The 12,704-nt window shown below is 68.8% G+C and carries 11 protein-coding genes; 2 read left to right on the plus strand and 9 right to left on the minus strand.

Going from position 1 to position 12,704, the window contains the following annotated elements; all coding sequences use genetic code 11:
* Window positions 1-5 precede the first annotated feature (5 nt).
* From B043_RS0108880 to B043_RS0108895, 4 genes are read right to left on the minus strand one after another with little or no spacing between them, the layout of a single operon-like run.
* The gene (locus B043_RS0108880; protein ID WP_018461735.1) at window positions 6-878 is read right to left on the minus strand and encodes a 3-hydroxyacyl-CoA dehydrogenase family protein; all 873 of its coding nucleotides are present in this window, start codon (window positions 876-878) and stop codon (window positions 6-8) included.
* 26 nt (window positions 879-904) lie between these two features.
* Window positions 905-1,759, minus strand: coding sequence for a DMT family transporter (locus tag B043_RS0108885; RefSeq protein ID WP_018461736.1), 855 nt, complete (start codon window positions 1,757-1,759; stop codon window positions 905-907).
* Window positions 1,749-2,969: a M16 family metallopeptidase gene (locus tag B043_RS0108890; protein ID WP_018461737.1), complete on the minus strand. Its 1,221-nt coding sequence runs from the start codon at window positions 2,967-2,969 to the stop codon at window positions 1,749-1,751. The genes B043_RS0108885 and B043_RS0108890 overlap by 11 nt, the downstream gene beginning before the upstream one ends.
* Complete coding sequence (locus B043_RS0108895) at window positions 2,959-4,167, minus strand: M16 family metallopeptidase (protein ID WP_018461738.1); 1,209 nt, start codon at window positions 4,165-4,167, stop codon at window positions 2,959-2,961. Before B043_RS0108895 ends, B043_RS0108890 begins: the two co-directional genes overlap by 11 nt.
* Window positions 4,168-4,182: 15 nt before the next feature.
* Here B043_RS0108895 and recG point away from each other — a divergent pair, with 15 nt between their 5' ends.
* Both recG and B043_RS0108905 read left to right on the plus strand, forming a co-directional pair.
* Entirely contained in the window at window positions 4,183-6,495 is a 2,313-nt protein-coding gene (recG, locus tag B043_RS0108900) for an ATP-dependent DNA helicase RecG (RefSeq protein WP_018461739.1), read from the plus strand.
* A complete protein-coding gene (locus B043_RS0108905) occupies window positions 6,492-7,238 on the plus strand; it encodes a hypothetical protein (protein ID WP_018461740.1) in 747 nt (248 codons plus the stop codon). Before recG ends, B043_RS0108905 begins: the two co-directional genes overlap by 4 nt.
* Here the strand turns inward: B043_RS0108905 and B043_RS0108910 are convergent.
* From B043_RS0108910 to B043_RS0108930, 5 genes are all read right to left on the minus strand, one after another.
* Window positions 7,222-8,211, minus strand: a complete 990-nt coding sequence (locus B043_RS0108910; RefSeq protein ID WP_018461741.1) for a pectin acetylesterase-family hydrolase — start codon at window positions 8,209-8,211, stop codon at window positions 7,222-7,224. The two genes, B043_RS0108905 and B043_RS0108910, sit on opposite strands and share 17 nt — an antisense overlap.
* Before the next feature lie 94 nt (window positions 8,212-8,305).
* On the minus strand, window positions 8,306-8,683 hold the full coding sequence (locus tag B043_RS12390; protein ID WP_018461742.1) for a CBS domain-containing protein: 378 nt from the start codon (window positions 8,681-8,683) through the stop codon (window positions 8,306-8,308).
* A 162-nt stretch (window positions 8,684-8,845) separates the two neighbouring features.
* The gene (atpD, locus tag B043_RS0108920; protein ID WP_018461743.1) at window positions 8,846-9,508 is read right to left on the minus strand and encodes a V-type ATP synthase subunit D; all 663 of its coding nucleotides are present in this window, start codon (window positions 9,506-9,508) and stop codon (window positions 8,846-8,848) included.
* Window positions 9,509-9,517: 9 nt separating this feature from the next.
* Window positions 9,518-10,945 carry a V-type ATP synthase subunit B gene (locus tag B043_RS0108925; protein ID WP_016329074.1) on the minus strand — a complete coding sequence of 476 codons (1,428 nt, stop codon included), beginning with the start codon at window positions 10,943-10,945 and terminating at the stop codon, window positions 9,518-9,520.
* 10 nt (window positions 10,946-10,955) lie between these two features.
* Window positions 10,956-12,692, minus strand: a complete 1,737-nt coding sequence (locus B043_RS0108930) for a V-type ATP synthase subunit A (protein WP_016329073.1) — start codon at window positions 12,690-12,692, stop codon at window positions 10,956-10,958.
* Between the last annotated feature and the right edge of the window lie 12 nt (window positions 12,693-12,704).

The following is a 12,704-nucleotide window of genomic DNA, read 5'->3' on the forward strand; positions in this document are numbered from 1 at the left end:
GGTGCTTACCCCACCTTGTTCCCCTTCTCGTCGTAGGTGTAGAACCCCCGGCCCGTCTTGCGGCCCAGAAGCCCCGCCTGGACCATGCGGCGGAGGAGAGGGGAAGGGCGGTACTTGTCGTCCCCGAAGCCCCGGTGGAGGACCTCCATGATGGCGAGGCAGGTGTCCAGGCCGATGAAGTCCGCAAGCTCCAGGGGCCCCATGGGGTGGTTCATGCCCAGGCGCATCACCCCGTCGATGGCCTCCTTGGTGGCTACCCCCTCCCGCAGGGCCTCGATGGCCTCGTTGATCATGGGCATGAGGAGGCGGTTGGAGACGAAGCCGGGGTAGTCCTGGACCTCGAGGGGGGTCTTCCCCATGCGCCTCGCCGCCTCCACCACCCGGTCCCGGGTGGCCTCGGCGGTGAGGGCCCCCCGGATCACCTCCACCAAGGGCATGAGGGGGACGGGGTTGAAGAAGTGCATGCCGATGAAGCGCTCCGGGGCCCCCGAGTAGCGGGCTAAGGCGGTGATGGGGATGGAGCTGGTGTTGCTGGCCAGGATGGCCTCCCCCTTGGCCAAGGCCCCCAGCCTCTCCCAAAGGGCCCGCTTGGCCCCCTCGTCCTCCACGATGGCCTCCACGATGAGGTCGGCCTCCGCTAGGTCCTCCAGGCGGAGGCTGGTGCGGATACGGCCCAAGGTGGCCTCACGGTCTTCTTGGGTGATCCGCCCCTTTTCCAGGAACCTGTCCAAAGAGCGCCGGATGGTGGAGAGCGCCCGTTCCAGGACGCTTTCCGACACGTCCACCAGGACCACCCCGTAACCCGCCTGGGCCGCCACCTGGGCGATCCCCGAGCCCATCTGGCCCGCGCCCACCACACCCACCGTGCGGATCTCCATATCTAGCCTCCCGAGGAGATTCTACGCTACCGGCGGAGGTTCACCAGGAGGACCCCAAGGAGGGCCAGAGCCCCCCCCAGGAGGCTCAAGGGGGAAGGCACCTCCTTAAGCCAGACCCAGGCGATGAGGATGGCCAGGGCCGGGGAAAGGTAGAGGAAGGAGGAAAGCCGGGCCGCCCCCGTGAGGGAAAGGGCGTAGGTCCAGGTGAGGTAGGCCAGGGCCCCGGGGAAGACCCCCAGGTAGACCGCGCTCAAGAGGGCCTCCCGGGGGGCCTCCCTTAGGGCCTGCGGCAGGCCGGGCAGGAAGACGAGAAGGGGCAGGGTGCCGAGGAGAAGGGTGTAGACCGTCATCTCCCAGGCGGTGTAGCGGGCGAAAAGGGGCTTTTGCAGGACGAAGTAGAAGGCGGTGGAGAGGGCGGAGAGGAGGACGAGAAAGGCCCCCGGGCTCACCCCCACCCCACCCCCCTCCCCGAAGGCGATGAGGGCCACGCCGAGGAAGGCCAGGCCCATCCCCAAGGCCCCTCTCCTCCCCAGGCGCTCCCCCAGGAGGAAGCGGGCGAGGAGGGCGGTGAAGATGGGCCCCGAGGCGATGAGGAGGCTCGCCGCCCCCGCGGTGACGGTCTTTTCCCCGTAGACCAAGGCGGTGTGGTAGAGGGTGATGCCGAGGAAGCCCAGGAGGAAGAGCCGGGGAAGGTCCTCCCTGCGGGGCGGGCGCACCCTGAGGAGGGGGGCGAGGAGGAGGAGAACCCCCCCCGCCACCAGGAAGCGGAGGAGGACCAGGTGGCCGGCCTCGAGGCCCCTAAGCCCCGCGCGGATGGCGGCGAAGGCGCTGGCCCAAAAGAGGATGGTGACCAGGGCGGCGAGGAGGGCCCTAGGGCTCATGGGGAAGGAGGAGCTGGTAGAAGCCTTGGCGGAGAAAGCCCCGCTCCAGGAGGGCGTTCACCTCCTCCGCGGTCACCCGGAGAAGGCGGGCCTTGGCCTCCTCCAGGGTAAGGGGGTAGCCCGTGTAGAGGTACTCCAGGCCCAGGTGGAAAAGCCGCCCCATGGGGGTTTCCCCCGCGAAGACCAGGCCCGTGGCCAGGGGGGTTTTGGCCCGCTCCACCTCCTCCTCCCCCACCCCTTCCCGCTCCAGGCGGGCCAGGGTCTCCTCCAGGGCCTCGAGGACCGCTCCCCTATAGGCGGGGTCCGCCTGCACGTAGGCGTGGAAGAAGCCCGCCCGGTCCCCCTCCTCGTGCCCAAAGGCCGCCACCTCCGCCAGGCCCCGGTCCACCAGGGCGAAGTGGAGCCGCCCCGAGCCCTCCTCCCCCAGGAGGTAGGCCAGGACCTGGGCGGCGAAGCGGGCCTCCTCCTGGTAGGCGAAGCCGGGGAAGAGGGCCACCAGGTAGAGCTGGCTGGCCTTCTCGTAGGGCCTTTCCGAAAGGCCCACCTGGGGGACGAGGGGGGGGTAGGCCCTTTCCGCCTCTCCCCCGGGGAACCCCTCCGTGAGGGCCTCCGCCTGGGCGAGGAAGGCCTCAAAGTCCACCCGCCCCGTGGCGAGGAGGACCATGTTCCCCGTGCGGTAGCGCCTGTGGTGGTAGCGGGCCATGGCGGCAGGGGTGAGGGCCCGAATGGTCTCCGGCGTCCCCAGGACGCTTTGGCCCAAGGGGTGGTCCCCGAAAAACCCCTTCCGGGCCCACTCGTAGGCCACGTACCCCGGGCGGTCCTGGTAGCGGGCGATCTCCTCCAGGATCACCTGCCGCTCCACCTCAAAGTCCTCCGGGCGGAGGGCGGGGCGCATGAGGCGGGAGAAAAGCGCGAGGAGGGAAGGCCCGTGCTCCGGAAGCACCGCCCCGTAGTACACCGTGGCCTCCTCGGAGGTGAAGGCGTTGTACTGGGCCCCCAGGCGGTCAAAGGCCAGGTTCACGGAAAGGGCGTCCATGCCTTCCGGGCCCTTGAAGACCATGTGCTCCAGGAAATGGCTCACCCCGCTCTCCTCCGGACGCTCGTCCCGGGCCCCCGTTCTCACGAAGTAGCCCAGGGCCACGCTCCGAGCCTCGGGAAGGATCTCCGCCGCCACCTTCAGGCCGTTTTTCAGGGTCGCTTCACGAAACATCGTTCACCTCCCCCAGAAGCCCCACCCAGGGGTCGCGGTAGGGGTGGGCCTGTAGGTAGGCGTTCACCCCCTCCAGGGTGAGGGCCTCCAGGGCGCCCTCGATCTCGGAGAGGGGGCGGACCCGGCCCAGCATGAAGAGGTCCCGGGCCATGGAGGCCGCCCGGCTCCGCACGGACTCGTCCGCAAGGACCAAGGCGGTCTTCAGGCCCACCTTGGCCCGCTGGAACTCGTCCTCCGTGATCCCCTCGGAAAGCCGTTCCACCTCTTCCCTCAGGACCTTCAGGGTCTCCCCCGCCCGCTCGGGGGTGGTGCCCGCGTAGGCCATGAGGAGGCCCTGGCCCTTGACCCCGGCGGGGAAGGCGGAGACCGCGTAGACCAGGCCCCGCTTCTCCCGCACCTCGGTGAAGAGGCGGCTCGCCATCCCCCCGGAGAGGGCCTCGAGGGCCAGCCTCGCCGCGTAGAACCCTGGGTCCTCTGGCCCCACGTCCTTGTAGGCCAGGCCGATCTGCACCTGGGCCGTGGGGCGCTTTAGGAGGAGGCGGCTGGGCTCGGAAAGCTCAGGGGTGGGGTAACCCACCCCCTCCCCCCGCCAGGCGAGGAGGGGTTCCAGGGCCCCCCTAAGCCGCCCCCAGTCCACCCCGCCGGCCACGGCCAGGATGGCCCCTTCCGGGGTGTAGCGGCGGGCGAAGTCCTCCCTGAGGGCCTCCGGGGTGGCCCCCCGAATGGCCTCCTCCTCCCCCAGGGGATCCCGCCCGTGGGGGGAGCGGAAGACCCGCTTCCTGAGCTCGGAAAAAAGCTTCCTCGCGGGCTGGTCCTCCTGGGCCCTTAGGGCCTGGAGGGCCACGCTCTTCACCGCGGGGAGGTCCTCCCCCTTAAGCCAAGGCTCGGTGAGGAGCAGGGCGTAGAGGCGGAAGACCTCCTCCAAGACCTCGGGGAGGAAGGCGGCGCTGAAGGCGGTGTACTCCAGCCCCGCCCCGCTTCCCCGCCGCACCCCAAGGGCGTCCAAGGCCCCCGCAAGCCCCTCCGCGTCCAAGCCCCCCGCCCCCTTCCAGAGCCACCCCTCCAAAAGGGTGCTCGCCCCGGGAAAGGGTTCGTTCACCGCCCCTGCAGGGAGGAGGAACTGGAAGGCCACCCCGGGGTAGTCCCGCTCCTCCAAGGCCACGAGGAGCCCGTTTTCCAACCGTTCCACCCGGCTCACAGGCCTAAGGGTATCATGAAGACCGTGACGGAAGGGGAGCTCAAGGCCAGGCTCCGCAAGCCCCTTCTCCTGGAGCTCAAGGACGGGGCCCAAGACCGGGTGGTCATGGGGGGCCTCGAGGCCCTGGTGGAGAACCTGGCCCGGCCCTTCCCCGAGATCCGGGCCCTCTTCCAGGGCTACGGGGCGAAGACCCCGGAGGAGCGAAGGAAGGCGCTGGAGCAGGCCCTAGCCCTCCTGGAGGACGGGGAAGAGGCGCGGAAGGAGCCCCCCTCCAAAGGCGGGGGGCGGATGGGCCTCGAGGACCCCGCCCACCCCCTCGTCCCCCCCCAGAGCCGGAAGAGGCTCGCTGAACTCGGCCTAAGGACGGTGCGGGACGTCCTCCTCTACTTCCCCCGCCGCTACGAGGACCGCCGGGCCCTCCCCGGGGTGCGCTACCTGGAGGACGGCCAGAAGGCCACCTTAAGCGTCAAGGTCCTCTCCAAGGAGCTGGTCAAGACCCCCAAGAAGGGGATGACCCTGGTCCAGGTGAGGGCGGTGGACGCCTGGGGGTGGCGGCTCACCCTGGTGTGGTTCAACCAGACCTGGGTCCTGAACCAGATCCAGGAAGGGGCGAGCCTCATCGTCACCGGGAAGGTGCGGCGCCAGGGGGGGGTGCAGCTCTACGTGGAGCACTTTGAGGACGAGGGGACGGAGTCCCTCTCCACGGGCCGCATCGTCCCCATCTACCCCGCCAAGGAAGGGGTGGGCCAGGCCTTCTTGAGGCGCACGGTCCACCGGGCTCTGGAAAAGGCCCTCCCCCTGGAGGACCCCCTTTCGGCCTACCGGGAGGAGCACGGGCTCATGGACTTTAGCTTCGCCCTCAAGGCCATCCACTTCCCCGAGGACGAACGGGAGCTCGCCCGGGCCCTCCTCCGCCTGAAGTTTGACGAGTACCTGCTTCTGGAGCTCAAGGCCCTCCTGGACGCTGGGGGCCTGGTCCTGGGCCGGGCGTTCCGGGTGGAGGAGGCCTGGGTGGAGGCCTTCAGGAAGGCCCTCCCCTTCCCCCTCACCCGGGCCCAGGAGCGGGTCATGGGGGAGATCGCCAAGGACATGCAAAGCCCCCGGCAGATGGCCCGCCTCCTCCAGGGGGACGTGGGCTCGGGGAAGACGGTGGTGGCGGCCTTCGCCCTCTTCCTCGCCGCCAAGAACGGGGCCCAAGGGGCCCTCATGGCCCCCACGGAGATCCTGGCCCGGCAGCACTACGAGAACCTCCTCCGCTACCTCTTCCCCCTGGGGGTGAAGGTGGAGCTCCTCCTGGGCTCCATGGGGGAGCGGGAGCGGCGGGGGGTCTTGGAGAGGCTAAAAAGCGGCGAGGCCCAGGTGGCGGTGGGCACCCACGCCCTCATCCAGGAAGGGGTGGGGTTTCGGGACCTGGGCCTGGCGGTGGTGGACGAGGAGCACCGCTTCGGGGTCTTACAGCGCCGGGCCCTCCTCAAGATGGCCCAGCACCCCCCAGACGTCCTCGTCATGTCCGCCACCCCCATCCCCCGCTCCCTGGCCCTCACCCTCTACGGGGACCTGGAGGTGAGCGTCCTGGACGAGATGCCCCCGGGGCGGAAGCCCGTGAAGACCAAGGTCCTCCCCCACGCCCTCCGCCTCCAGGCCTACGCCTTCGCCCGGGAGGAGATCAGGAAGGGCCACCAGGTCTTCGTGGTGGCCCCGGCCATCGAGGAGTCCGAGGCCCTGGAGTTAAAAGCGGCCACCGCCCTTTACGAGGAACTCAAGGGCCTCCTCCCCGAGGCCAGGCTGGCCCTCCTCCACGGCCGCATGCCCGCCCGGGAGAAGGAGGAGGTGATGGAGGCCTTCCGCCAGGGGGCCTTTGACCTTCTGGTCTCCACCACGGTCATAGAGGTGGGGGTGGATATCCCCAAGGCCACCCTCATCGTCGTGGAGAACGCGGAGCGCTTCGGCCTGGCCCAGCTCCACCAGCTTAGGGGCCGGGTGGGGCGGGGGGGCCTCGAGGGCTACGCCCTCTTCATCGCCGGGGAGGCGAGCCGGGCCACCCTCAAGCGCCTCAAGGTGCTGGAGGCCTCCACGGACGGGTTCTACATCGCGGAGATGGACCTGAAGCTTAGGGGCCCCGGGGAACTCCGGGGCACCCGCCAGTCGGGCTACCCCGAGCTCCGCCTCGGGGACCTGGCGGAGGACACGGAGATCATAGAGAAGGCCCGGGCCCTGGCCAAGCGCATCCTGGAGGAAGACCCCACCCTCTCCAAACCCCAGCACCAGGCCCTGAGGCGGGAGCTCCAGGCCCAGGCGGAGCGCATCGGCTTCCGCGAGGTGATATGAAAGCCCTCCCCCACCCCCACCTCCCGGCCTTCGCCTCGGAGGGGGCGGAGCTCCGGGCGGAAAACCTCAGGGCCTACCTCCTGGACCTGCGCAGGGTCTACACCGCCTACGCCCCCCTTCCCCCGGTCACCCTCTACGTGCTCTCGGAAGGGGACTGGCGGGCCCGCCTCCCCTACCCCTACGGCCTCCCCTTCCAGCGCACGGAAGGGGGGCGCCTAAGCCTCTTCGCCCCCGCCCGCTACCCCGAACGCCTCCTCCACCGCCTGAGGGCCCTCCTCCTCCCCCTGGGGCCCCCGCCCGGGGAGATCCCCTTCTTCCTGGACCTCACCCTGGGCCACGAGTACGCCCACGCGGTGCAGGTGGCCTTCCGCTTGCGCACGGGGGCCCGCTGGCTGGATGAGTTTCTGGCCAACTACCTCTTCCTCCTAGGCCTTGGGGCCCGGCCCGACCTCAAGGAGCACCTCCTCGCCTGGTCGCGGTATCTCGCGGCCCTGGACCCCGAGGAACGGCGCCTTTCCGCCTATGAGAAAAGGCGGGGGAACCTGAAAACCGCCCTCTGGTTCCAGGCCCACTTCACCCTAAAGGCGGAAGCCCTCCTGAGGGAAAAAGGCGACGCCCCCCTGAGGGCGCTTCTGGAGGCGGCCCCCCTGGACCGGAAAAAGGGGCACCGCCTCCTCCTCGCCCTTTACCCCGGGCTCAAGGGGTGGTTCGCCACCCTAGGACGGCCTAAGGCCGGACCCTAGGGGGCACCTTCCCTTCCGAAAGAGCCCTTAGCCAGTCCAGGAAACCTGTCTCCCCCACCTTGAGGGTGTAGAGCTCCGGCCGGGGCAGGATGCAGTGCTGGGACCCCGGGGCCAGGAAGAAGGTGTAGTTCTGGGCCTGGGCCGGGAGGGTCACCGCCTGGAGGGCGCGGGCCGCCCACTCCCGGGCCGTGGCCTCGGAGGGGGTCCTCTCCCCCTTCATGAGCCCGTAGAAGAAGATCTGGGTCCCGTCCAGGGCGGTGGTGTACTGGGCGATGGCCGCCTTGGGGTAGGCCTGGGCCAGGGCGGCGTAGATCTCCGCCACCTGGGGCCTAGGGGAGAGGCCGGGGAGGTCGGGGTAGCGGGGGTTCCAGACCCTAAAGCCGGGGAAGTCCTCCGTGGCCACCCCCACCCCCGCGTCCCCGCAGAGGGCCACCTGGGCGTTTTTGTAGGTGGAGAGCACCTTGTCCGCCCAGAACACCGCCCCGTAGGCCCCGGCGCTGCAGCCGGTGACAAAGACCCGCTCCGCCTGGGGGTGGTTCCGGAAGAGGTACTCCAAAACCGCCAGGGCGTTCCGGGCCCCCTGGTGGTGGCCCCTAAAGCCCCCGTAGTCCACCGTGGCCTGGCCCACGTGCAGGTCCCCGGTGCAGTAGGGGACGAAGATGTGGGTCCAGCCGAAGAAGGGGTTGGCGATGCTCATGCGGTTGTAGATCCCCTGGGCCAGGAGGAGCTCCTGGGGGTCCACCTTCTTGCGGTAGGTCTGGCTTGCCGGGCCGCAGGTGGCCGCGTCCCAGCAGGCCCCGCCCCCCTGGAAGTCCAGGACCACCCGCTTGGGGTCCCCGGGGCTCACGTAGAACCTGTAGGGGGAGCCGTCGGAACACACCCCGCCCGGAACCTGGACCTCCTGCCAGAAGGGGCCCAGGCCCTGGGCCAAGGCCATAACCAGGAAGAGGAAAAGCCCGATAAGGCGCTTCATTGTTGACCTCCCTCCTAGAGTGTAGGGAATTTGCTGGACTAGGTCAAGAAAGTACCCCGCCGAAGCCCAGGCTTCGGCGGGGGCCCCGCAACGCTTAGAAGACCGCCTTCCGCAGGATGTCCGTCACGGAAACGATGCCGATGACCTCCCCCTGGATCACCGGGGCCCGGCGGATGCCGGTGTTGGCGAAGAGGCGGGCCACGTACTCCACCCCTAGGTCGGGGTTCACGGTGATCACGGGCTTGGTCATGATCTCGTGGACCTGGACCGTGGCCGGGTCTTTGCCGTAGGCGATGACCTTATAGACGATGTCCGTCTCGGTGACGATGCCGTAGGCGTCCTCCTCGCTCCGGCGCTCCACGAGGAGGGCCCTGAGGCCCGTCTCCTTCATGAGGTTGATGGCCTCCTTCACCGTGGCCGAGCCCTGGATCCGCACCACCTCGGTGGTCATGATGTCCTTGGCCTTCTTCACGGCGCACCTCCTTGCCCAAGAAGGCGGTGGGGGTGTTGGGCACCCTCAGGGTACATCTGTGGGTTTTTTCTCCAATAGAGGCAAAGGTCCCTTTTTTCTTAAGAACCCATGGAAAATCCCCCCCGGTCCATAAGGACCAGGGGGGGCTAGGGGGACCAGCGCTCAGAGGCCGGCCCCGATTTCCAGAGCGGGGTTGGGCCGCCCGCCCTCCTCGGCCTCCCGGGCCTCGATCTTGCCCTTGATGCGCTTCAGGCGGAAGGTGTCCTCCCGCTCCCTTTGCTCCAGGACCTGCTGGATGAAGCGGATCTGGCCGCGGATGCCGGGGATGACCACCTGCTCCAGGGCGTTCACCCGCCGGGTGGTTTTCTTGATCTCCTCCCCGAGCTTCTTCAGGCGGGTCTCCGTGTTGGCCACCCGGACCAGGGCCTCGGCGTAGCGGAGGAAGGCCCGCTGGGCCTCGAGGACCTGGGCGGGGGTGGCGGGGGAAAGCCCCCCTTTGGGGAAGTCCACCTTGAGCCGGGGCACCCGGCTCCCCCAGACGTTCTCCACCTCCGCCTCCACCCCTCTTAGGGGGGGCACCCCGAGGGCGGCCGCGGCCACGGCCTCTGGGCCCGCAAAGGCCTGGGCCAGGAGGAGCGCCCCGTAGGCCTCCTTGGCGGCCTCGTTCAGGGCCTTCCTGGCCTCCAGGGCCTCCCGCACCAGCCCGAAGAACTCGGCCACCAGGGCGTCCCGCTTCTTCTTGAGGAGGTCCACCCCCTTCTGGGCCAGGCGGAGCTGCCCCCGCCTTTGCAGAAGGTTCATCCGGGTGGGGCTCACCTGGCTCATGCCGCCTCCTTAGAGGGCCGTGCCCCAGATCTCTTCCAGCTTCTGGCCGTAGTACTTGCCGATGTGGTCCTTGGAGATCCGCTTAAGCTCGCCCTGGGGCAGCATGGAGAGCAGGGCCCAGGCGATCTGGAGGCTCTCCTCAATGGAGCGGTTCTGCTGGCCCTGGTTGATGAAGAACTTCTCAAAGGCGTCGGCGAACTGGAGGTAGCGGCGGTCGTTCTCCGTGAGGGCGTCCTCGCCGATGATGGCCACCAGCTTGCGGATGTCCACCCCGTTGGCGTAGGCGGAGTAGAGCTGGTCGGAGACCTGCTTGTGGTCCTCCCGGGTCTTGCCCTTGCCCACCCCGTTGTTCATGAGCCGGGAGAGGGAGGGCAGGGGGTCAATGGGGGGGTAGATGCCCTTGCGGTGGAGCTCCCGAGAGAGCTGGATCTGCCCCTCGGTGATGTAGCCCGTGAGGTCGGGGATGGGGTGGGTGCGGTCGTCGTCGGGCATGGAGAGGATGGGGATCTGGGTCACGCTCCCCTTCTTCCCCTCCACCACCCCCGCCCGCTCGTAGATGGTGGCCAGGTCGGTGTACATGTAGCCCGGGTAGCCCCGGCGCCCGGGGATCTCCTCGCGGCTCGCCCCGATCTCCCGCAGGGCCTCGCAGTAGTTGGTCATGTCCGTGAGGATGACCAGGACGTGGTAGTCGTGCTCAAAGGCCAGGTACTCGGCCACGGTGAGGGCCATGCGGGGGGTGAGGATGCGCTCAATGGTGGGGTCGTCCGCCTTGTTCAGGAAGAGGACGGAGCGGGAAAGGGCCCCGGTGCGCTCAAACTCCTGGATGAAGTAGGAGAGCTCCCGCTGGGTGATGCCCATGGCGGCGAAGACCACCGCGAAGGGCTCCTCCTTCTCCCCTTCCCCGGAGAGGTCGGGACGGACGGTGGCCTGGCGGGCGATCTGGGCGGCGATCTCGTTGGCGGGGAGGCCGGAGCCCGAGAAGATGGGGAGCTTCTGCCCCCGCACCAGGGTGTTCATCACGTCAATGGTGGAGATGCCGGTCTGGATGAACTCCTCGGGCTTCCTGCGGGCCACAGGGTTCAGGGGCAGGCCCACGATGGGCAGGCGCTTCTCCGGGGTGATGGGGGGCAGGCCGTCAATGGGCTTGCCGATGCCGTTGAACCGGCGGCCCAGCATCTCCTTGGAAACCCCGAGCCGGGCCACGTCCTCCACCAGGCTCACGCTGGTGGTGGCCAGGTCCAGCCCCGTGGTCTCCTCAAAGACCTGGATGACCGCGTACTCCTCGGAAACCTCGATGACCTGCCCGCCGCGGACCCGGCCCGAGCCGTCCTTGATGTCGACGATGGCCCCGTAGGCCAGGTCCTTGGCGTTCTCCACGAAGAGGAGCGGCCCGGAGATGTAGGTGATGCCGGTGTATTCCTTCTTCAAGAGGTCCATCTTCCCTCCCTTAGGCCAGGGCCTTAAAGGCGCCCTCAATCTCCTTCAGGGCCTCCTCCAGATAGGCGGGGAAGGCCTCCTCCGTGACGTAGCGGGCGCGGCCGATGCGCTCCACCACGGGGAGCTGGAGAATCTCGTCAATGGAAACCCCGCGCTTGATGGCCGCCTCGGCCTCCTTGTAGAAGGCCAGGATCATCTTCATGATGCCGTAGGCCTTGGGCATGGAGCAGTAGGCGTCCACCTCGTGGTAGGCGTTCTGCTGGAGGAAGTCCTCGCGGATGATCCGGCCCACCTCGATGATGAGCCTTTCCGCGTCCTGGAGGGCATCGGGCCCCACCAGCTGGACGATCTCCTGCAGGCCGGCCTCCCGCTGGAGGAGCTCGGAAATCGTGTCCCGGAGCTCGGGGTAGTCGGGGGCCACGTGCTCCCGGTACCAGGGGTCCAGGGCCGGAGTGAAGAGGCTGTAGGAGCCGTTCCAGTTGATGGCGGGGAAGTGGCGGCGGAAGGCCAGGGAGGCGTCCAGCCGCCAGAAGGCCCCCACGATGCGCAGGGTGGACTGGGTCACGGGCTCGGACATGTCGCCGCCCGGAGGGGAGACCGCGCCCACGATGGTCACCGCCCCCTCCTCGCCCCCTAAGGTGATGACCTTGCCCGAGCGCTCGTAGAAGGCCGCCAGACGGGCCGCGAGGTAAGGGGGGTAGCCCTCTTCCGCGGGCATCTCCTCCAGGCGGCTAGAGATCTCCCGCAGCGCCTCCGCCCAGCGGCTGGTGGAGTCGGCCATGAGGGCCACGGAGAAGCCCTGGTCGCGGAAGTACTCGGCGATGGTCACCCCCACGTAGATGCTGGCCTCGCGGGCGGCCACGGGCATGTTGGAGGTGTTGGCGATGAGCACGGTGCGGTGCATGAGGGGGCCGCCGGTCTTGGGGTCGGTGAGCTCGGGGAACTCCACGAGAACGTCCGTCATCTCGTTCCCCCGCTCCCCGCAGCCCACGTAGACCACCACGTCGGCGTTGGACCACTTGGCCAGGGACTGCTGGGTCACGGTCTTGCCGCTCCCAAAGGGCCCGGGGATGGCCGCCGTCCCCCCCATGGCCACGGGGAAGAGGACGTCCAGGATGCGCATGCCCGTGAGGAAGGGGGTGTTGGGGTCAAGCTTCCTTTGCACGGGGCGGGCGCGGCGCACGGGCCAGGTGTGGTACATCCTGAGCTCGGTGCCGTCCTCCAGGATCACCACCGGCTCCTCCACGGTGTACTCGCCCGCGGGCTTGACCTCCTTCACCCGGCCCCTCACGTCCGGGGGCACCAGGATCTTGTGGGTGAAGGCGAACTCGGGCACGGTGCCGAGCACCATCCCCCCCCGCACCTCGTCCCCGGGCTTCACCCTGGGGGTCCAGGCCCATTTGCGCTCCCGGTCCAGGGCGTGGACCACCACGCCCCGGCTGATGTAGATGCCCGTCTTCTCCCGGATGCGCTCCAGGGGACGCTGGATGCCGTCGTAGATGCCGTTCAGCATCCCGGGGCCGAGCTCCACCGCCAAAGGAAGCCCCGTGGAGACCACGGGCTCGCCCACCTTGAGGCCCGAGGTGTCCTCGTACACCTGGACGAAGGCGGTGTCCCCATCCAGGCGGATGATCTCCCCCACCAGGCCCTCGTGCCCCACCTTGCAGATGTCGTACATCCGGGCCCCGGTCATGCCCTTGGCGATGACGGCCGGGCCCGCAATCTTCTGGATGACACCTTGGATCATCTTCCCTCCATT

This window comes from Thermus oshimai DSM 12092, assembly GCF_000373145.1.
In the GTDB taxonomy this organism is placed as follows: Bacteria; Deinococcota; Deinococci; order Deinococcales; family Thermaceae; genus Thermus; species Thermus oshimai.

What these genes read in the sequence shown, in the direction of transcription:
- B043_RS0108925 (WP_016329074.1), bottom strand. Translation starts at nt 10,945, where the DNA reads ATGGACCTCTTGAAGAAGGAATACACCGGCATCACCTACATCTCCGGG.
- recG (WP_018461739.1), top strand. Translation starts at nt 4,183, where the DNA reads ATGAAGACCGTGACGGAAGGGGAGCTCAAGGCCAGGCTCCGCAAGCCC.
- atpD (WP_018461743.1), bottom strand. Translation starts at nt 9,508, where the DNA reads ATGAGCCAGGTGAGCCCCACCCGGATGAACCTTCTGCAAAGGCGGGGG.
- B043_RS0108890 (WP_018461737.1), bottom strand. Translation starts at nt 2,969, where the DNA reads ATGTTTCGTGAAGCGACCCTGAAAAACGGCCTGAAGGTGGCGGCGGAG.
- B043_RS0108885 (WP_018461736.1), bottom strand. Translation starts at nt 1,759, where the DNA reads ATGAGCCCTAGGGCCCTCCTCGCCGCCCTGGTCACCATCCTCTTTTGG.
- B043_RS0108910 (WP_018461741.1), bottom strand. Translation starts at nt 8,211, where the DNA reads ATGAAGCGCCTTATCGGGCTTTTCCTCTTCCTGGTTATGGCCTTGGCC.
- B043_RS0108880 (WP_018461735.1), bottom strand. Translation starts at nt 878, where the DNA reads ATGGAGATCCGCACGGTGGGTGTGGTGGGCGCGGGCCAGATGGGCTCG.
- B043_RS0108905 (WP_018461740.1), top strand. Translation starts at nt 6,492, where the DNA reads ATGAAAGCCCTCCCCCACCCCCACCTCCCGGCCTTCGCCTCGGAGGGG.
- B043_RS0108930 (WP_016329073.1), bottom strand. Translation starts at nt 12,692, where the DNA reads ATGATCCAAGGTGTCATCCAGAAGATTGCGGGCCCGGCCGTCATCGCC.